Raw genomic sequence first — 22,750 nt, 5'->3', positions numbered from 1 at the left:
TTTTCAACACAATTTGGTTATTCTACTTGAGTTATAAAGTATTATTCTATTTGACCAACGTAAATTACATGACAAATATGTAGAAGAGGAATGTTCAATGCAAATCGCTTTATATAGAATGTTTATTTTGGTCAATGCTTCAGTTATATTATGTTGTTCTTTACATCAACAACAAAAGCTTATGATTTAGAACTGAGCTAGTTTGTAAATATTTTTTAGTAAAACAAAGCTATTTTTTTATTGACATTTATGATTTATTGAATTGACTATAATGCAAAATCCTCATAAATCAACATATACAGTAAGACTATGCTGTTATATGGATTGGAGATTTGATAATTTGAGTCACTTGTCCTAATTCTGTTTGCCAGATAACTAACAACCAATAAATTAAATTTATTTTGACTCGCATTTAACAGCTTGGCAATCATCATAAAATTGTGACAGAACAGATTTAAGTTCATACCTTTTATCGTTTCAGTGGTGGCAGCTTGCATTTTTTTTATACATTTGTTAAACTTTGATAGCATAAATATATTCAGAATAATCTGAACAAAATAAATTTCAATGAAAGAAAATACAAATATTTCTGAACGAATTTTAGCCCTACTTGATTATCTGAATATTAGCCGAAATGTTTTTGCAAAAAAACTTGGATACGAACGTTCTCAATCTGTTTACGACATCATAAATGGAAAATCAAAACCGAGTTTTGATTTTTTCAACAAACTTTTTAATTCAGAATATTCTGAACTAATAAATTCCGTTTGGCTTATTACCGGCAAAGGTGACATGTTAAATAAAGAACAGAATATTGTGATCGAAAATAATAATGAAACCGGAATCGTTCCACGCGGTGCTGTCCCCTACTGGAACCTTCCTGTATCAGCTGGTCAGAGTATTCAAAAAGTTATTGACAACAATAAACCCAGTGGTTATATCAAGGATTTGCCAGGAATCGATTTAGCCGAAAATATTCTCCCCGTATCCGGTATGTCAATGGAACCCGAAATCTCCAATGGTGCCATTATTGGCGTCAGAAAAATGAACAACTGGGAAAGCCTGAATACCGAAAGGGTATATATGATCATCACCCGGGAGGATAGGATGATTAAAAGAATTGAGCCCGATAAAGAGAACGAAGAGGTTTTATGGTGTGTGAGCCCCAACTATCCTAAATTTAAAGTTTTTAAATCGGACATTATTGAGATTCAAAGAGTCTGCTTTGTATACAATCCCAAATAAATGAGAATAAAAGCATGTCTGCCCCCTGATTATACCTGATTTTCTTGATGTCGTGATTCTTTCGAAATGAGTTTATTATTATGGACTCTTTTATACTGCAGGCTTTTGGCTCCAAAATTAATTAACAAACCAATTTCCAATCCATAGGCCTCTACATAGTTCATTGCCTGTGCCAAATGCACATCCTCAAGATTTATCAGAGCCTTTATTTCAAGCATGACACATTCCTCAACAAAAAAATCAACTCGACGAGAGCCAATATTATGCCCTCTGTAGCGAATTGGCATTTCATGCTCTCGGCTAAACTCAATCCCCTGAATCTTCATCTCGATAGCCAAGGCTCGCTGATAAATAACCTCCTGAAAACCATTACCCAAGCGCTTGTGCACCTCCATGGCACAACCAATTATCTTGTAGCTTAAATCTTGATGCTTCATAACTATTCATTTCCAGTTGTCTGAACCCTGATAACACTTGATTCACTTGATGACCTGATTATTTTAAAACAAGACAATTTCCATTACAAACTAAAACCATAGCAATAAGCAATTTACACAAAATCAAGTAATCCATTAATCCCTGAAATCATGGTTCAGACAAACAATCAGACAAACAAAAACCCACTCACATCACTGCAAGTGGGTTATATTTACATTATTTTCTTTGAAAATAGATACGAGTGACACACTCGCACCAGCAGTCAGTGCATACTCGGACTATCTGGGGCTACGATATCCTCCCCCTAAATCCCCTAAAGGGGACCCCAAAATACCACCTAAAGCCCCTTTAGGGGTTTGGGGTAAAACACAAAATCAAGAAATCCCATAATCCTTGAAATCATGGTTCAGACAAACAATCAGACAAACAAAAACCCACTTACATTACTGCAAGCGGGTTATATTTACATTATTTTCTTTGAAAATAGATACGAGTGACACACGCACCAGCAGTCATTGCATACTCGGACTATCTGGGGTTTTTATCTTAGAATACGGGGGAATTAATAATTCAATTTTCCTAAAAAACTCCTGGTTTATAAAATGCAATTCCTAATAAAAAAACGAAAGAAAAAATCACATACAATGTAACAATCAAATTGCCACGTACTCTTGATCTACTATCTTCATTTTTATACTTTTCAATAATGCGTTTATAGCGAAATTTTAAAAAGTGTAATAAGCATATTAACAAAAATATCCCTATAGCAATAAAAATAAAATCATTTTTAGAAGGAAAGTAATTAATAACATCCGTTTTTTTTAGTAAGGCTACTATTGCAAGAAAATTAAATGACAAACATATTGTTAAAAATATTTCTGCTAATAATCCTGCGACTTCAGGTATAGAAGATCTCTGAGATAGTCTATAAAATTTGTAAAACAAATAATCCATAATTTTGATTAATTTTAAGTTATTATTTCCCATATAGCCATGGTGCCATCATAACGCCATCTTTTGTATGAAGATCATGCATTTGCATAATAGAATTTTTTCCAGAATCCTTATTTATAGAATCAACCCAGTCATAAAATTCTTCTCCCCAAATTGCATCAGCAACTCCTATTCCCAATGAAACAGCCCATCCAACAACTGGTATAAAAGCAGCTCCCACAGCTATAGATTTTACTGCTAGACTAGTTATGGTTTTAGTTGAAGGTTTCGTAATTGCGTCATATCCAGCTGGGATTATACTCATGGCAGTACCAATAGTTCCCAATGCCTTTCCTCCAACTCTTAAGTAATTTAAATATTTTGCATTTGCTGTAATATTTGTTATTCGTGATCGTATAACAATATCACCAGTTTTCTTTATACTGTATCGTTTACCGTATTTTCCTAACCATCCTGTTTCTGTACGAGGTAGGTATTTACCCCTATCGACCATAATATTATGAACACCACCACCTATAGCACCAGCAACACCCATTCCAATGCTAATAGCGTCATCTATTCCAAAGCCGCTAGAGTTATCCAAATTATTATCATCTAAAACAATTCCATCATTTTTCGAATAATCAGGTAAACCTAAATTTGGTCTACTAAATGCATAAGGATTTGCGTCATATAATTCTTTCAATTGACCTTCCAATGATTTTTTCAAATCATCATTAAGAGAATTATACAACTCACTATCTTGCAAAGTCCATATATTTTGGTGTCTTTCAACTTTTTTAGAACCAGAAATAATTTCACCATTTTCATCATAAACAACATTCGTAGATTTCCCTATGAAAATAGATTCTAACTCTCCGTTCTCATTTGTATTTATCTGAAATGCTTGTTCTGACTTAGGAGGATCCTCATCCAATGCCCCAGTAGGGTCAACTTTATTTATAGGATTATTTTGGCAATAATTGTATGGATTGAGCCAGTTACGTTCTCCTTGTAAAGGATCCACACTCACAAATCGACATATCCAGGTGGCATAATAACGAGCTCCATAATAATAAAGTCCTGTTTCCTCGTCACGCTCCTTGCCTACATATTTGTAACGCTTTTGGCTGGTTTCGGTCTCAGTTCTACCAGAACGGTAACTTGTTGTTCCAAAAGGGTGGTATTCCTCGTATGAGATAATATCCGCCGTTTCGTCCAGCTCCAAAGAGGCTGATCCCAAATGATTATCTAATTGGTATCGAACTGTTATCAAAGAACTCTGGTCTAAGGTCAATGAATCTACCGTGGCTATCTTAGCTTTATCATCACTAATATTAACCGTAGTACGCTCCGTTTCCAGTACACCGCTCACGAATTTACGGTAAATCTCGTAATCTCCAAAATAGTAACGCTCTTCTTTTATGTTACCTTTTACAATTACTTTTCGCACACGTTCGCCCGCGCTGTCGTACACATAATACGCTTTGTTGCCTGTAGCATCCAAATCCACAGCTGTCAGCCAATCGTTATAATTCCAATGCATGGCTTGCAAGTGAGGCATACTCAACATATTACCATGGGCATCGTAGGTATAATCGGTCTGTCCATCGGTATGCCCCAGCAGGTAATTGTTCTGGCTAAAATTATAAAAATAGTCACGCGTCCACTGCCCCAGGCTTTTTAGCTGCATTATATTACCCAACTCGTCGTAAGTGTACTCCTGGGTAAAATTTTGCATAGCGTTGGTTGCCGTATTGGGCAGAGCAATATCATTGGCCATATCGGTATGCGTTGGCAAAGCCAGGCTGTTCAGCTCTCTCCCTTTAGCTTTTACCAAGCGGTACAAAGCATCGTAATAATAAAGCCCTTTGGGTTCTACCACCGCATTGTTAAAGTAATAGCTTTGCTGAGCCAAATCGTTTTGCTCCACAATATTACCCACAGCATCGTACACATAACGCAAATCCTGCAAAATATCCTGTCCCGTATTACGGGTGGTCAGCAGGCGTTTTAAACGAAAGTTCTGCGCATCGTATTCGTATTTGGTTTTCGATCCATTACCATAATAAATATCGGTTCGCTGCCCTTTTTCGTTGTAATTGATATTCGTCACATAGGCTTTGCCCCCCGAATGCACCATTTCGAGCATTCCGGCCTTATTATAGGTATAGAGTTCTATACTGCCATCGGGTAGAATTTTATCAACCGGACGATTCAAGGCATCGTAAGTCAACTTAGAGGTAAAACTTTCGTCTTGCAAAAGCGAAGTATAATCCCAATTGATATATGCATCGTAAATAGTGCAAAACTGCTTGCGGCTCTCCAAAGGATTGCCTTTGAAGTCGTATTTCACAATATGGGTCAAACCCGATTGATCGTAAGCATTAACCACCTGTCCGATTGAATTATCAGCTGGATTTGTGCCATACTCGCTGTATTGCGTTCTTATTTCAGCCTCATTCCCTTCAGTCAAATAAGTGGCAACAGGGCGTCGCAAAGCGTCGTAAGTCATACGTAACATATGCCCGCGGCTGTCCCAGGCTCTTAAAGGATTACCTCCCACATCCGAAATCATCTGTCGGCTGCCCGAGTCGATATTCTGCATGCCCAATGGCTGCAACATACCCATGGTATTTGTAGTCATCAGTCGCCCTTTGGCATCAGTTACGCTAACGGGTCTTCCTGCAATATCAAAGCTTGTGGTCACACAATACTTATTGTTGTTATTATTATCGTCCTCAACAATAAACACCTGCCCTAAATTGTCGAAATAGCTCACCTGTGGTGTATTGGCATGTTGTGCCGATAACCAGGCCGCTCTGATATTCGCATCTGTTGGCTCAGTACCCTGAGGGTCGGGTGATCCGGCTGCTACATACCAGTCACTTTCGAGCACCGTATCGTTCTGATCGTAACTTTTCTGTACCCAGGGCGTAAATTCCACACGTGTTAGTGTTCCATCGGGAAATTCAGTCTTCGTATTTCGTCCTACCGGATCGTAATACATCACAGGGCTCACACCATGCTGAGTCAGTGCAGTCTCTGCTTCGTATTCATGGGTCGTACTAAAATAGGGTTCGTATTGCTTAATCACCTTCCCTTTATTATTCACGACAGTACGCCCTGTGCCAACCCAACGATTGGTACACTGTACGTTTTCTACACTGCCATCGGCATTAAATTGTTTGGCTAGTCCATCTTCGGCTTGCACTTTACTCATCACCGAATTTCCCAAACCTCCGGTATACGCATAAGTTTCCATCCATGCCGTATCAGCAGCAGCATGTGTTTCACGCGTTTTGACATGCGAGAAAACAGGCTTTTTATGATCCAACCATTGAAACAAATCGTAATCGTAAATCACACTTGGTGAGGCCAGTGTATCGCCTTCGCCATTTTTACCGCTTAAAGCCAGCGCAGTTACCATCCCTCGGGTATCGAATCCCACCAATTGGCTATTGCCATTGGGATCGGTCATCTTTTTGGCCTGTAAAAAGTGATAATCGTATTCGGCCAGAGTCTCGTTGCCCAGAGCATCTTTGGTTTTTGTTACAAAAAAGGCAGATGTATCGTAGCTAATAAAACTCTCGTTGCCAAAAGCGTCGGTACTTTTCACGGGCAAATAAAAGGCCAAAGCATCGAAACTTGCACGTTCCGAAGGCACCCACCACTTATTATTTTCGTGAATGTATTTCCCCTCGTTTAATAATAAATCATTGCTGTACTTTTCTCTTAGAGGATCAATTTTATTCAACAAATCGTCCGTTAAGTCAGCCGATAAAGTCTGATAGGGCAATGCCAGTGCCCCCACTTGTCCCAAAGGCAGGCTTGCACTTAAATCATCCTTATAGAACAGCGATTTTTCGTGCGAAAAACAACGTTTCTGAATCCCGGCCAAATTGGTTTCGGCATAATCAATTTCAGTCGCCCAATCCATAGCCGCTTTAAGCGATTCCGTATCGAATCGGTTTCCGGTATAAATCAAGCCTGTCAGTTCAAAGCTTTGCTTCTGATATGGCAAACCAATGAGATTCACCTCGGTTTCGGAGCGATTGATAAAATCGGTTTGGGTACAAACAACCTTCAAGGATTTTTGCTCATCTTTGGCATCAACCACCCTGCGTGGATAGGCCAATTGTACCGCTTGTAACACATTACCGTAATGATCGGTTTCAATACTCAGGGCATGCGAAATACGCGGATCAGTTACATCACGTTCGTAATGATAAGAAATCGCTTCATTGTCAATCGCCAGAAAAACACCATGTTTGTTCTTCCCTTTTGACTGAAGCATTTTAACCGACATGTTTTTCTCTTCAACGGTATAAGGAATATCTTCTTTATCAGTACCATCCAGAGCATACACTTCAGAACGCAACACTTGTCCACGCAAAGCACGGCAAGCTTCACGTTCTTCCTCTGAGCTCAAGCCCTGAGGGATAAGCGAATCGGGTAATAGCCATTCTTTGATATCCTGATTAAAATATTCTTTGGCAAATTGCTGAGAGATAGATTCTCTGTTTTTATAAATACCCGTGTGAAACCAGGTTTTCGTATAAACCGGCGCTTGATAGCCTTCGCTTTCACTGTTGATAATTTCGGTATCGCATTGTTCCACCATTCCAAATCCACGGAATTCGCGTTCGGCAATATCGTAATGCCCATGGTGATAGGCATACTTATTTACCAATCGAATATCCGAAACCTGTTCGTGATCTTCAACACGCTCCAACACCTGAACCGGAAATGGCAGCCTGGTAATCCATGGCTGACCTGCCAGCTTATCCTGCACAAAGAATTTGGTTGAAGGCGCATACTGCAAACTGACTTTTCGTCCCATGCCATTTTCGAAACTGCTCAGAATATAGGGTTTAATACCCGATGTCAGTTCAACAAAGTGCATCTCCTGTATATGATTGGGCAAAGGCGTAGACCATAGCAAACACGAAGTACCATTACCAAATAAATCGACCACACTCACTTGCGATAAGTTATCGATATTCGGGAATGCCTTAATGCTCTCGGCGTTGCTCAAGCCATTACCAGCCTGATTCTTGTAGTAAGCCACCCCTTCGACTCCGCTCAGGGTGCGGCCTCTGGCTCCCAAATAAATGATATCGGCAGTACCTGTTCCATCCACATCGGATAAACGGATGCGCGAAGGATTAAAAAGATCCGGTGCATCGAAAAGAGGCGGGTTTTTCATGAGTACCTTCTCACCAAAATGACCGTATCCCATATTGGGCCAGTAGCAAACTGAATTGTTGGTAATACGCACAATATCACTCAAACCATCACCCGTCATATCCGCCAGGTAAATGCTGCTTTGCGAATCGGAAAACAGAATCACCGGAGCTGCATCTTCGTCCTCTCCGTTATGAATTCTGCGGTAATCTTTATAACCTTCTTTTCCAGCCGAAAAGTAAAGCTCAAAATAGTCCCCGCGACTGATCAGTAAATCGGCCAAACCATCCCCCGTCAGGTCAATTTGCTTGACATCAGGATGAGATAAATTGATATTTGGCATCTGGTCGAAAGACTTAAAATTTTGCCAAACCCCATCCTCAAGGCTATAATAACCATGAATACCCGAACCATGAACCACAATTTCCGGTTCCGAGTCGCTGTCAACATCACCCAAATAAAATGATGAACCTTTAGCATTAACCACATTGGGTTTATTGCCCATACGTGTTAAACTGCCTAAATTCAGTTCGGGCGCACGTTCCCCTGTCGGTTCAACGGATGTTGCCCATGATTTTTCGCCCAAATTGGCTTTATAATACCAGGCCTCGTTGTCGGTACGCAATAAGCTGTTAATGCCTTCGCCATATAAATCTGCCCATTGCCAGGCTGAATCGCTTGTTCCATTGGGCAGATTTTCCAACATATGGGGATCTACAGCATGTAGTTTTGTACCAACTTTTGCCTGCGTATAAGTAAAGGTTAAAGGCGGCATTTCTGCGGGTTCTTCTCCCTTTTTATAACTGGTGTGACTCACCTGACTAAGCTGAGTTAAATGCTCGTTTTTGGTGTAATGCAGATTCGTAGCCTTAGTCAATACGGGATCTGTTCCCAATTCGTCAAATTGATGAAACATCAACACACGCTGACACAAACGGTAGGTACGCAACTCAAAACCTGATTTGTAAACCGAGAAGGCATCTTCACGCATTTCCCAATTGGCTTGAGAGGTGAGCTGTGCATTTGCTGTTGAATATGTACTGTAATTGCCATAATCAAAAGCAAGTGTAAACAACCACTTACCCGTATAATTTGGTGTCGCTGGCGAATACATTTGGGTATTCCCGTACTGCACACGATCTAAATAGATCTGATTAAAGGTTTTACCTGATTTCAGACGATGTATTTCGTTGGCTGTATTGGGAATATTATCGCTATTCTCTTTCAGATAAGAATATTGCATCAGGTTCCCCTTTGCATCGTAAGTTTTTTCTAAATTCCAGGAGAAAATTTTGTTCTCATCGTCGGGATGTGAGATACAAGCAGACTTGTTTTCCCCATAAACCGAGGTGATATTTTCTTTAGAAATACTACGCCAGTGAATTCTTCCGGTCGTTTTGTTTTTCCATTGTTCAATACGAGCGAATAAGCCTTCGGTACGTGGAATATATCGGCGAATAGCAAAGTCACCTTGTTCACGAATGGCTCCATTTAAAGGCACCAAATCTTCAGCTCCCGATAAAATAAAGGTATCGGAATCGTTCTGATCGTCGTATTGAGGCAAGCCTTTGTCTGTTTTTCGTGTGATATTGGGAATGCCAATCCCCCAACCGATACCATAAGGACTGTTGCCACTGCCCGAATTATAGGACAATGCCAATTGGGGAGTGAAACCTCCACGTCCCGGACTAATGGCTAAGGGGGCACTCATCGAGTAAGTACCGGTTACCGGATTGGTTTCAAACTTTTCGCCAATCCCCTTAATAGCACCTCCTCCTTTAGGTAGGTTAATTAATGATTTATTTCCTTGTTGTGATGATTCATTTTTTGTTCCGGCAGATCGAGTTCCAGCCGATTTATTTTGTGCAGTCGTTTCATGTGCACTATTATTTATTTCCGGTTTATCTGACTTCCTGTTTTCCATCGATAAAAGATTGAATGATTATTTTTTTAGATATAGCAAGCCCAGCTGATGTATATCCCAGGGACTTACAACAGAATGGATAATTTGAATAAATTCCTCTGGTATATTTTTAAAACCTGTGCATCCAAAGGCCTTCGGTATGCACAGGTTTTTGTGAAGAATTATCGGTTAATAGTTTTTAATATTAAAACGGGACTTATTTACATCAGCTACCTTGTGTTATTTGCCTTAAAACTGGCTGAGTTTGTAGAATGAAATAAACCGTTCTAAAAATTGTATTAACCACTGTTTAGATTACAACCAATGATTAAATTTTATGTTCTTTTAATCAAAGCTTAAATATTGAATTACGAAGCCGCTACCTTATATTTCAATACAATCATCAGGTCGTCAGCATTGCTAACATCTGCCGTCGCGGGAATGGTTACTGAATGTGAAGTTCCCATTGTACCGGTAGCAACATTTGTAAGTGCCTGAGCGGTTTGATCCTTTCCGGAAAGAATGGTTCCTTCAGCTCCGGTCACATTAATACTTTGTCCTTGCAAATAGAATGGCAATTGCGACTTTTTAAGCTCAATGATCACATCTTCAGTTCCGACCTTAGCCCAAGCTTCAGGATACTGAGCTTTCAAACTAAACATGGAAGCCAAATCAGCATCTTTCACTATATCATTCAACTTGCTAACCAGATCGTTTTCCACGGTTGCTCTGTTACCTGCATCCACAGCTGTATAGTTGATATGCATAATCACATCATTAATACTGTTGTAATCGAACTGACGAATGTTATTCGGCAGAGTAATAACCCACTGACTTGCAACTCCTGAACCCTCAAATGGCAAATAACGGGCATCGTTGAAATTCAACTCAAACAAACCACTGTCATTTACAGCATTGCTCGTTGCCATTCTCGTAATCTTGTTATTTAGCGTCAACACACTTCCCTTATCATCAGTCACAATTGAACTGCCAATAAGAGTTAAATCAGCCGAAATTGAAGTGTAAGCACCCGCTACACACGGAATGGTTAAGGATACACTCTTAATGCGACGATTGATATGTCCCGGATGATCCAAATCGAATAAGACCTCAGGCAATTCAATAGAACAAGTTCCACCGCTGCGTAAATCCAAAATCTTCTGAGGATCAAGCATCGCCATTGACACATGCTTGGTCAATTCAAATTTTCGTTTGTTATCTGACAGATAATCGGCTTCCATCTTCCTCAATTCCATATACAACTTTTCACCTGCTAACAAGCCCTTATTCTGCGCACTGAAAAAATCAGTTGCGAAAGGTTTTCTTGGCTTATCAGGACATAACTCAAAGTTATAAGCAGCCTCGGCCTGCTTGGCCATTTTATAGGCCATATCAAAGGCAGAGCGATAAAGGGTATTGATCTCTCCAGCCATCCATAGGTACAATTGCTCGTTGGTAAACTTGCTGCTTAAAACCTCATAGCTTTTCTGCGTTTGCTCTACCTGTTTCAAATGGTTGGCTTGATCCAACTCAGCAATCGCCTTACGAATTTCTGCAGACAGCTCTTGTTGTTTCAATTGCTCCATCTCGCGCTTCGCTACATCGGCTTGGAAAGTCCAGTCCTCCTTACGACGCTCGTAGCCTGCAATAAGACCTGCTTTAGAGCCTTTATGGCTTGCAATAGTCCCCAAGATACCTACTGCAGAAGCAATTGTAGTTCCACCAAGAGTGAGCTTTGTTCCTCCAAACGTTGTTGTAAATACAGGCGAACCACCAAATCCATTTGCACCTGCTTCAACATCAGGAACTGGACTTAAACTTCCAGCCATCAATTGAAGTGCCTGAGATGTAACTTGCAATTTCATAGCTTTATCCATAAAGTTCAGCTGCTGCTGTTCCTTACCGCTAATTTTCTTCTTTTTACGGTAGTAGCTTTCCCTAAACTGAGTATTCTCTTGCTGCAGTTTCACTTGCTCAATGGCCACTTCTGCTTCTTCTATACTCTTCTCCTTAATCTTCGTTACCTGCTCAGTCAGCGTTTTTTCATGACTGGCACGCAACACACTAATATACTCGGTATCCCCTTTCTCAAGTGCTGACAACAATTGTGACCCAAGCGATTTTACTTCGCTACAAATCTCTAAAGCACGTTGCAATAGGGTCTGGAAACGGTAATCAGTCTGATTAGCCTTATTCAAAGCCATTACATCAGCAATATTAAGTCCTGCCTGACGGGCACGAATCAACAGCCCCGGATCAATTGGCGGTGCAAACAAGGCCACTGTACGTTTAATACCGTCGATATTCAAACTGTTACGAACCTTAAACAACCTATCGGCTACACGGTCCCAGTAAGCCAACATCTTATCGTTCTTTGGAATACCAAAGTAGAGTTTGGCAACATCTCCTTCATGTTCAAGCGCACCATATACATCGGTTAACATGCCTTTAAGGTCCTTGTCTTTGCTAAATGGCTTAGACGCAATCTCCAACTCACTGGACTCAACATATTTCTCCAAATAGGCAGCATTTTCAGGCTTAATAATTCCTTCTTCGAAATATTCAATCGCATTCCCCATGCCATCCGTTTTCATCTGTGCATAAGACTTAGGAGCTAAAATCTCTGTCTCAAGCACTTCAGGCTTGCGTCCCAATAATTGGGCAGCAATCATATAATATTGCATGGCTTCGTTAATCGATTCTGTTGTATCAATACGGAACAAATCATCACCATGAGCAAAAATAATATCGAGGTAGCGCATAACAACGGCCTTCATATAAGCCCCTGGACGCATCTGAGCAATATTATGTGGCTTAAACGGATCGTTACTCCACATCTCAATCTGCTTATTCAACTCCACATTCTCAGGATCATCAATGCCGTTCATATTCAAGTCGAACAACAAATCATCAATACCAACTGTTGAATTGTAATCGGCAAAAGGCTTAAACTTCCAGTATTTTGCCGAGGTATCACCCTCAGTTTCACGTGGATCAAAAATATAGTGCATCCATTTTAAGGCTTCTTTATAATTACCCTCGATTAAAAAGCGATTGGCCAATAAAAAAGGAATATGGAAAAATAACTCCCAGTTATACAAAGAATAAGCACCACTTAGGCCATACTCAAATTTCTCTTCGATATACTTTTCATTGTCTTCCGTTTTAGCGTCCTTAAGTACATTTTTCACCACTTCACTATTCAACTCAAAGTCTCTCAAATAAGCTCTATTAGATTGCTGTGGTAATAGTTGATGATTTTTATCTTCAATACCCAATGGATCTAAAATACCATCGATGCCATACTTTTGCAGATTGGAACGTAGGGTTTCCATATACGGATGATAAGCCAAACTGGCTTTCATTTCCGGTTTAAACACAACTGATTTCGGCATTTTCAAATGACTGAGTATCGTTTCAAAATGACTAAACTCCTTTTCAAAAGCGATCACTCTGCCTGTTGGCGTTTGTTTAATTACAGAAAGATGTTCATGATCGTGTGTAAAATAATGTGGCATCTTATACTCGCTACGTTCTTCTCTCCTCCAGTCATTATAGTACCTATCTTCACGATAGTATCTCTCTTCATTCCTGTAACGACAAGAATAATCAGTTCTGTACCAGTTTCTTTTGGGTCTGAACTTTGGTTGTGTATAGGTGAACTTCATCACTTTTTTCAGGAGTACAGAACTACGTTCAGCTTTCACCGTTGGAATAAAAACGACCGATTGCATATTGGTTTCAACAACAAAAGGTGCATTACTGATAAAATTCTTATACTGATGTGGATAAACCAAACGAGTCTGTCCCTTGATATTTTCAACGACATTATTAACATAAGCAACTCCATTAGTCGCTGCAACAGGTAATGACAACCAATTCTTAGCATTATTCATCTGAGCTTTTTGCCCATAGGTACTCATCCCCTCTGGCATCACATAACCTGTTCCCTTAAAATCACTTTCTTTCGTTAGGTGAATATGATTAAAACATTCAACTGAAAAAGTAACCCCATTTTTCTTAGCAAGAAATGATTGGGGTGCATTTAAGATGTGCAGATAATTTGTATCCCCAGCCTCATATACCAAACGGAAATCAAATTTATCCTTCGTTCCTAAATCATTAATCTTTACTGTTTCATCACATTTACGTTTACGTGTCCACTTATTATCGATCAATTCGCTCCAGCACACCTGCATCTGCAATTGTTTTTGTGCACGTTTAGGAGCAATGGTCGATCCCTCTTTTGGATTTACTACCGATAAATCTTCATCAGATGGTTCCTTAGCCACATCGGTACACTCCAACCAGAAAGCAACCAAACGGTCTTTGATGATAGCAGGAGCAATATGATCTGTATTGATCTCAATTCCCATTTTCTCCCATGGCGTCCAATACGACTCGTTAATCAGCTTACGATAAAAATACTCATGTGGTTCGAAACGTGAACGACCAATCACATGCAATACCGAGAAATTATCATGTTCTTCGTTATACAACTGACAAATTTCAATATTAGCAACCTGTTCAAATTTAGAGACATAGTCCATATAAGAACTCTCTATTGCCTCTTTGGTAATTTCTTTACCTGTTAGCTCTTTCTCCAACTCCTTAAAGAACGGTGATTTATTATCACGTAATTCAGGCTCTAACCAGTTTTCAGGATATAAGAAAATCTTACGGTTAGCTTCCCATACACGATACAAACTCATCCATTCCCACTTTTTTGCATCTTTCTTGGTAAAAACAACATCTGTTTCCAGTCCCAACTGAACGCGTTGAATAAAAGACTGAACCGCTAAAGTCGCTTGTAAAATACGACTACTCGAAACAGCTGGTGTCATTTGCGTATCGATCAAGAAATAAGCATACAAATCATAAAGGGTTGCAAACTGAGGATCTGCTTTAGATCGCTCTTTTTCAAACAAATACTGTACCAAAGCATCGCGCTGCTTAGTCCGAAGCTTATTACGGCCTGCAGTCATTTCTGCAGCATAAATCGCGGCATTTGTCTTAGTTTGAGCAATCGTTGCCATACTTGTCACACTTGCCTTTGCTTCTGTTATATCAGCCCAATTCCACTTAATCAACTTAATCGCATCCGAAGAGGCAATGTCATATCGATTTAAAAACTGATTAATTTCCCCTGCCTGTAAGAACCAATTCAGCTTACTGTTATATTTGTTTCCTTCCAATTCATCATTGTGCTTCCAGTCCGTTAAAATTGGAGCCCAGTCGATATAATCAGAAAGCGTCATATTCGCCTTATCTGTTGAAATAACCTGGTTATAAAACTCAAAGCGGTTTTTCCCTTCAATAAGATATTGTCCGGCCTGGCAAATAGCAGAAAACTTGTTAAAATCCTCAATGAATAAAGCTTGTGCCGCATTCATAGGTAAATCAAAAATAGAAACAGGACTGTTACTAATATGATCAATATCTACCAATTCAATACCCATTAGCTCACAAAAAGATAAGCCTTTCAGGCAATATTTGATTACCGCAGCTAGCTTATTCTTTACAACTGAAGACTCGTCGTTTCCTGGATCAGCAACATACGAAGCGACTTCCTTACCATCAATGGTTTTTAGTGCCAATACTTTTGAAACAAAAGCCAAATCCAAACCTGTCGTATTGTTCAACTGTTCCTCAACGACTGGCTTTAAGGCAGTAATTAATGCATCTTTATCCTCCGGAGTCATTGACTTGCCCTCTTCTAATTTAGGCGCATACTCCTCTCTCTTTTCAATAATATTATTGACAATTTTCAGAGCTTTATCTTCAAAGTCTTGCAACTCTTTGTCAGTTCCCTGGTGATATAGTAAAAACAATAACTCTAATACATTGGTCTGATTAGCAATGACTGTTTTCTGAGCATTGGTCAGCATTTCGATACTGTCGACCAAAGGCAAATTAGTTTTAAACTGAATCAATTGACAATAACTCACCAATTCCTCAATTTCCAGACCAAATCCTTCGGCCAGTTGCCATGCAGTGATCATATTTTGGACACCTCTGGCTGTTAATTTTGGATGATTTTCTGCATTTTGTTCCAATAAAGATGACAAAGCTAATAGCTCACCTTCATTCAAATTCATAGCGTCCTTAAGGTACTCCATGAATACATTAGGTACATTTTCAGACGAATAAGCCAATTCATCCAAAGGCGCCTTATCTACTTTACCAAAGCTTAACCATTCTGTAAACGTTTCCTTATGCTCTTCCGCAAGGTCATTTTCAATAAAAGTAGACTTGATAAAAGAGCTTGTACCTTCATAATCGTATATGACTGCCTTACTAAAGATAGTTGACACCTGATTGTCTGTTAAATCCAGATAATCCTGGTTCATTTTAGCTTTTCCAATGCGCTCAACAGCACCCGATGTAATCAAATTATTATTTGTCTGAGCAACATTATAATACGCCTCGTACTCGTTTCCTGATAATAATACCGCATCCAACACAGGTACAGTCCATCCGGTAGCATTCAATAAATGACGGAATTGGTACATACGCATAATAAATGCATGCATTACATCAAGTGATGCAAACTCCATATATGTAGTACTCAACTCTTGCTTCCCTCTGAAATGAATATTAAAACGCTGATAGTCTTGACCATCTGTCACATTCGGATTCACATAATAAGAGCCAAGCAAATCATTGAATTCACTGAGTGTCATTGATGTATTCTCCAGGAATTCTTTCACTAAAAAGCTTGCTTGAATAGACTTCGGATCAGCGACTATAGCATCTGCAGTAAAATCCAACACATCATAAGTGGCAAGCGTTGTAGCTGGAAATAATGCTAAATCGCCTGTAGCTCTTCTTTTTCCATCGATATTAATTACCTCTCCGTAACTCAGACCCAAAACATCGAAATAAGGCTTTACTGCATTACTTACATTTTTATAATAGGGTTCTGCCAATTTAGTACGATTAATCCCCAATGTTTTAGCATACAACTTAAGCTCTTCGCTAAAAAGATTTAAAGGCTTGCGCAACCAATTGGTAATTGCTGCATTTTTAATAATCTCATAAACTGCATATCGCTTGTATTCCGGATCAGTTTTTAACTGCTCTTCTGTTTTTGTGGTATCATATTTTATTGCAGGATCTTCAGGCAATTCTTCCAGTTCATGAATTTTATCCTCCAATATCTCCATCACCAAATCGATATAAGGCAATGGTGTTATAGCATTAGCGCAATTCAAAGGAATCTTGGTAATATCCGGACGACGTAAGATTAACTTATCATACAACGTTTTTTCATTATCCTTATCACTCACCTTAAACTGTTTCAGCACATTTAAGACATCTACCAAATAAGCGGCCGGCCCTAATACAGATTCTCCATGTTTGGTATCAGTCACATCCTGATCACCAAAAAGCATAGACATCTCAGGTAGACTCAGTAATTGAACTTTAGTTTCATTACCAGACACCAACTTTTTATCTTTCACAACTATCGGCGTACCAGAGCTTGAATTACCGGAATACTTGTTCAAAATAACAAGTGCCTTATTCACCTTATATTCAGAAGCTTTATAAATTTTAATACACTTTGCATCATCCAGTCGACCTTGCATCTTGTTGATAAGATTGCTTCTTCCATCTTTCACAATATCATAAGCCGAATGGTAGCCTTTCTCAATTAGAGCCTTAATTGTTTCAAACTTACCCTCTGAGGTGATACTGTAAACACGCTGAATCAGAGTCATAAAATTGATCCAGTCCTGTTTACCATATGGCGCTAATGCGCTGTAAAACGAAGTTAGAGCCGTATCAACTCCACTAATTTCAAGATAATCCCGCACAGGTCCTTTCTCAATATTAAAAGTATGACCAGATCCAAAAAGAATATCGTAGAAATGAGCATTACTATTCTCAGACTCAGTGATTAACTTAGTTCTAAACAGATTAAATTTTGTTGTAAATTCAGTATCGCCTTCAATGGTAAAAGAAGTATTAGCTAAATCATAAAAAAGTGATTCTGTAGCAAAAAGTTCTTCAATTTTATCATAAATAAAAGTTGCATATTCGCTTTTAGTGGAAACTCCCTCAGGCACATCTTCAGATGCCAATACTTCAGGTGTAATTTCAGCTTCAATCTCTGCTTTGGTTTTATTCAAAACGACACTAAATGGCTGTAAAGCCCCTGACACAACAAAGCGATTGATAAAAATCTCGTTACTGTTACAAATCTCACTATACTGTACTGTTCGTCTCAGTTGTTGCTCTTCTAAAGCATCTAAACTCAGTGCAGACCAAAACTCTGCATCCAAAACTTTATTATCATAAGAATACTGAGCCATACAACGAATAAACTTTCCTTTTTTAGTTGAGTCGTTAATAACAGCCATTACCTTTGTATCCGTAACACCTTTGAAAAGATCAGTAAATTCATTTGAAACTATTTCAATCAGTCTCGCTTTGATCTCGTCTAAAATCGACTGTACATCATCTTGTGCAGGAATAAAATTGTCCTTAACCGCTTCTTCAATTTTTAGTTTTAAATTCCTCTCCGACATGCTAAAGAAAACGGCCATATCAAGCTTCACACTTTTCTTAGCCAATCCAAATAGAATCATTTCATGATCCAATTTCATTTGGCTGTTAAAATCACGTGCCTGACTCAAGCTCTGTACATCTTCCTCAGTCGCACCAATTAATGATGCAATGGATGAAGTTTCTTCAGCATTATAGCCTTTTAGCCTGCTTCGCGTAGGAATGGTGCTGCCACTAGATGCTTTTGCAGCGATAAACTCCTCCTCACGGTTTATAATTCTTGTATATTCATCCAAAGTATTGTTGGTAAATAAATAATTTACCTCTTCCTCCTGATTAGCCGTAACCATTTGTGGCGACCAATATGAATTGTAAGTTTCAGTAATCTTATCGTGTAAAGTTGGACTTCCAGTAGAAAAACTTTCCGGAACACGAATATAAGTTACTCTCGACTTCCCATCAAAGCTATATACAACCTTCTTATCAAGAACCAGATAATAATTATTGTTATCAAATTCACGTTTATAAAAAAACTTTTCCAATGAGGTACTCTCATCAGTCCATGAAACTAACTTTGCGTTAACATTTCCTGAACCTGCATCTGATATATACTCATAAACCTTACTTTCAGAAGCTGTATATACCTCGAACCATTCCCCCTCTGAATATGAGTTCCCATTAGAAGGAACAACTTCTTCAACAATTAATGAGGGTGTATCACCCAATTCAGAAACATTTACATCTACTGTTTTAGATACAATATCCTCATTGTTATAAAATTTTAACCGTAAGCTGTTTTTTTCATCCCCAACATAAGGAATCTTGTACTCACCATTGATGTTGGTGAAAGCCATTGCACCATCAATCAATGTTGCTGTGGTGGTGTCGTTGTCAGTATCTTTGTATAATTCTACCAAACAACCGGCTGCATTAACAAAGTTTTTACGTTTCACAACACCTTTTACCGATGATCTGGTTGCAATGAACAAATCCTTTAAATAATGCGGTTGCGTTGCTGATACAATAATCTGACCATCATTAACCAAAGGCAATTGAGTATTTCCCTGGTATACAAAAAGTTCAAGTGGATTATTATAATTTAAATTTATTATTTCATTTTCCCAAAACTTAATACTGTAACTACCATCAGCTTTACAGAACACTTTTTTCTTGAAAACCAGACTATCTGTGTCATGTTGATATGCACTGACATACAATCCACGCCCAAGTCCCGTTGTTGCCTGATCGAAAACACGACCAGTTATCATGAAGGAATTAAGACGTAAGCCCTTCTCAGGTATTGTTTTATATGACTCCCCACCTGGGGCGATATCATCAAATTCTCTAAATTCTTCTAATTTACTTATCATATTAATAGTTGTTAATTAACACTACGTCTATTTTGATTTGTAGTATTAAATTTTTTAAAATTATTGCATAGCTTACCCAGGGTAGACCAACAACCAATATGTCTGTTAGTCCACCAATTTCAATCTATTCAACTGAAAATTAAGGGTAACCTCTTTTGTTTATTTGAACGAACTTCCTAGGTTATGATCAACTTTTCTATTGGGGAAACAGAATGAATGGTCAATCAAAATTAGATCCGGATATTCTAGTCTTCAGATAAGGGATAATACTGGTGTGTTATTAAATTTTAACACATCTAATCATTTTTTACTTTTCAATAAAAGGCATTAAAACCTTCATTTCTTCATATTCAATTTCCGGTACAGAGTCAAATGGAATTGAACTGAACTCAATTTCAGGATCTACTGACTGGTTAAGTGTTTCAACAAAATCAGCTTCCTTCTTGATCTCAGCCTCAATCACCTCTTTGTATTCTTCCTGCATTGCGATCAATTGTTTTTCGTATTTCTTTTTTTCTTTAACAATATTCGGGTAACCATACCCATTACTTGATTTTTCACCACGGCCTTCAGCTTGAGTATAAACAATAATTTGTCCGTTCTCATCCAATTCGGCATGGGCTGTAATCAACTCGTTTCGTTTCTGTTCAAAGACTTTAAACTCATCTGATTGCTCACGTAGTTTATCAATTGTCGCGATGCGCTCTTCAATCATCTTTTCATTTAACAATAAGGCCAATTTAAATTTGTTGTTGCCTTTGTTATTTACACGGCTAATGACTTCTTTTAATTCGTAAAGATTCTTGTTTTTCATTTCGTTAAATTTATCTGTTATAAATAATAATACTTGAACTTTGTTAATATTTTCCAATAACATCTGAATTAACCGAATGATATTGTATTTAACATTGCTATTTCATTAAACATATAGAAGGCATATAAGTTCTATTAATGATTCATTAGGCCTTCTGACTAATCATTAACAATTTTGATTTTCTCTAAGTCTCCAAGCTCCATTCACATAAATAAAAGTTGCCCATCTATTTTCTTCACTAATTGTATACATTCCAGAAGTTCGACTAGAATAACTATCCCAAACTAATGGAGAATCAGCACTAGCAACGATACCGATATCCCTGCCACTTGTTCCAAATGTTATCATTGTCCCCTCTGGAACTCTTAATGGGTTCGTGTAACTTAAACTTGGTAATCTACAATACACTTTACTTCCAGAAGCAGCCTTTATGAAGTAGGTACTATAATTCCACTTACTATACTTGAATGGTTCAATTAATGTTCCAGAGGAAGATGTACCAAAATCACAAGTATCAGATACTTTGGCTTGAGCTATCAGCATTCCATTAATTCTCGTATTTCCCTGGAAATAACCCGCGTAGGCATAGCATGGATTGGTGCTAGAATTGTAAGCAGATCCTAGAATTCCTGCCGTGGCTCTTCGATTTGAGGTATATATTGATGAAGCCTCAACGTTACTATATCCCAATCCTACAATTGCACCTCTAATATCTAATCCGCTTGATGGAGAAAATCCACTTGTTCCAGCATGATTTGCAAAGACTCCCTTTGAAGACACATATGCCGTTCCAGAAGAAACAGTTCCGGTCGAACTATGTTCAGCTCTAAACACTGCGCTTGATGCATCCATTATTACCTTTGTCGTTACATCACCGCTACTAGAACCTCCCCATAGATTTAATGTAGATGTGGATTCTAGTTTGTTATTGTATATGTTAACGCCTCCAATTCTACCTTTAGTTACATCTAGCGTAAGAGAATTAATATGATCTGCAGATATAGTACCCGCTGCTATTTTGTCTGCGGTAATTGCTCCCGCTGCTATTTTATCGGCTGTAATAGTACCGGCTTTTATCCTAGCAGAATCTATATATCCAGTATTTATTTGATTTGCTGTGATAGTACCAGTATAGATACCGTTAGCATCAATTGTAGTAGTATATCCCTCAGCTATAGAAGAGTCAAACACTGTAGCATATGCCACATACCAGGTTACAGGAGCAGAACCCCCACTTAAATAGTAGTAATGAGTAGAGCTTAATGTACCCGAGTAACCAGCTTTTACGTAGTATACATACTCCTCAAATCTACCAGTACCTACTGTAGGTGTAAGCCATTTGTTAATAGCACCTGTACCAATACTATTAGAAGCCCAAGCTACATTATATCCCACTGGAATTTTAGCAATAAACTTACAGATAAGCTCCCTGTTTGCATGAGTCCCAACTGAAAAATAAAAACCTCCGTGCCCAGGTGATGCAGTTCCACTTGTTACAATTTTCATCATTTGTCCAACTTTATTTGGAGAATCAGAAGTAGGTGCTACAAGAGTACGTACAACATTACCATTAGCAGCATTATTGTATGTTCCTGTGCCATTCCAACCATTAATAAAATTAGGATCTCGGTACAGCATTTTAGCTCCAGACATTTTAGCAGATAGGTTTGCTTTTGATGTTGCATCATTTGCGGCAGCAGAGATTGCAGAATTTTTAGCAGCGTCTGCTTTAGACTGTGCTCCAGCAGGTGTTTCTATGGATGGTTTACTTGATACATTGTTCCATGAGATAACTGCTGATGAATCAAGTTGGATACCTCCTGTGCCAACCTTAATACCTGTTGCCAAAATCTGGTCTGCACTCAATGTGCCTGTATAGATACCTGTTGCACCAATCTTCGTTAACTTACTACCAATCAATCCTCCGGTGTGTAGTTTTGCATCAGCCAATGCCTTATCTGCTTTCGCTTGTGCATCAATAGCCGCCGCACTAATCGCAGCATTCTTAGCTGTTGTTGCTTTTGTTGCAGCATCTGTAGCTGCACTTGCTATGGCGGCAGCTTCAGCAGCAGCGGCCTTAGCCGTAGCATCTAATCGAGCTGAACTAATGGCAGCTGCCTCTGCATTATTCGCCTTAATTGTGGCATCATCAATGGCGCGTTGTTCTGCCTCTGTGACAATACCATCAGCATAAGCTTTGGCTATCACTGTTTCGGCTTCTGCCTTGGCATTAGCTGATGCAATAGCATCCGCTTTGGCCTGATCCGCTTTGAGCTTAGCATCCGCTTGAGCTGCTGCAAGGGCCGCATCAGCCTTCGCCTGTGCCTCAATCGCCGCCGCACTAATCGCAGC

At 38.9% G+C, this 22,750-nt stretch carries 7 protein-coding genes; 1 reads left to right on the top strand and 6 read right to left on the bottom strand.

The features are described from left to right. The first annotated feature begins 567 nt into the window (after positions 1–567). Entirely contained in the window at positions 568–1,245 is a 678-nt protein-coding gene (locus EO244_RS04255) for a LexA family transcriptional regulator (RefSeq protein ID WP_129253297.1), read from the top strand. Between the two features lie 29 nt (positions 1,246–1,274). Here EO244_RS04255 and EO244_RS04250 read toward each other — a convergent pair whose 3' ends face one another. The 6 genes from EO244_RS04250 to EO244_RS16860 all read right to left on the bottom strand — a co-directional run. After that, positions 1,275–1,682 carry a GxxExxY protein gene (locus EO244_RS04250; RefSeq protein ID WP_129253295.1) on the bottom strand — a complete coding sequence of 136 codons (408 nt, stop codon included), beginning with the start codon at positions 1,680–1,682 and terminating at the stop codon, positions 1,275–1,277. A gap of 580 nt (positions 1,683–2,262) precedes the next feature. Then, the gene (locus EO244_RS04245; protein WP_164977400.1) at positions 2,263–2,637 is read right to left on the bottom strand and encodes a hypothetical protein; all 375 of its coding nucleotides are present in this window, start codon (positions 2,635–2,637) and stop codon (positions 2,263–2,265) included. Between the two features lie 22 nt (positions 2,638–2,659). Next, entirely contained in the window at positions 2,660–9,727 is a 7,068-nt protein-coding gene (locus tag EO244_RS04240; protein ID WP_129253292.1) for a SpvB/TcaC N-terminal domain-containing protein, read from the bottom strand. Positions 9,728–10,074: 347 nt separating this feature from the next. After that, a complete protein-coding gene (locus EO244_RS04235) occupies positions 10,075–19,584 on the bottom strand; it encodes a Tc toxin subunit A-related protein (protein ID WP_129253289.1) in 9,510 nt (3,169 codons plus the stop codon). Positions 19,585–19,891: 307 nt separating this feature from the next. Further along, the gene (locus tag EO244_RS04230; RefSeq protein ID WP_129253287.1) at positions 19,892–20,398 is read right to left on the bottom strand and encodes a hypothetical protein; all 507 of its coding nucleotides are present in this window, start codon (positions 20,396–20,398) and stop codon (positions 19,892–19,894) included. Between the two features lie 165 nt (positions 20,399–20,563). Then, a partial coding sequence (locus EO244_RS16860) for a hypothetical protein (RefSeq protein ID WP_206734482.1) occupies positions 20,564–22,750 on the bottom strand: 2,187 nt, incomplete at its 5' end.

Origin of the sequence: Ancylomarina salipaludis (assembly GCF_004122035.1) — a bacterium.
GTDB lineage: Bacteria > Bacteroidota > Bacteroidia > Bacteroidales > Marinifilaceae > Ancylomarina > Ancylomarina salipaludis.
This window is presented reverse-complemented; position numbering and strand designations above follow the sequence as displayed.

Excerpts from the sequence above, each read along its gene's own strand:
- EO244_RS04235 (WP_129253289.1), bottom strand. The coding sequence starts at position 19,584 with ATGATAAGTAAATTAGAAGAATTTAGAGAATTTGATGATATCGCCCCA.
- EO244_RS04255 (WP_129253297.1), top strand. The coding sequence starts at position 568 with ATGAAAGAAAATACAAATATTTCTGAACGAATTTTAGCCCTACTTGAT.
- EO244_RS04250 (WP_129253295.1), bottom strand. The coding sequence starts at position 1,682 with ATGAAGCATCAAGATTTAAGCTACAAGATAATTGGTTGTGCCATGGAG.
- EO244_RS04245 (WP_164977400.1), bottom strand. The coding sequence starts at position 2,637 with ATGGATTATTTGTTTTACAAATTTTATAGACTATCTCAGAGATCTTCT.
- EO244_RS04230 (WP_129253287.1), bottom strand. The coding sequence starts at position 20,398 with ATGAAAAACAAGAATCTTTACGAATTAAAAGAAGTCATTAGCCGTGTA.
- EO244_RS04240 (WP_129253292.1), bottom strand. The coding sequence starts at position 9,727 with ATGGAAAACAGGAAGTCAGATAAACCGGAAATAAATAATAGTGCACAT.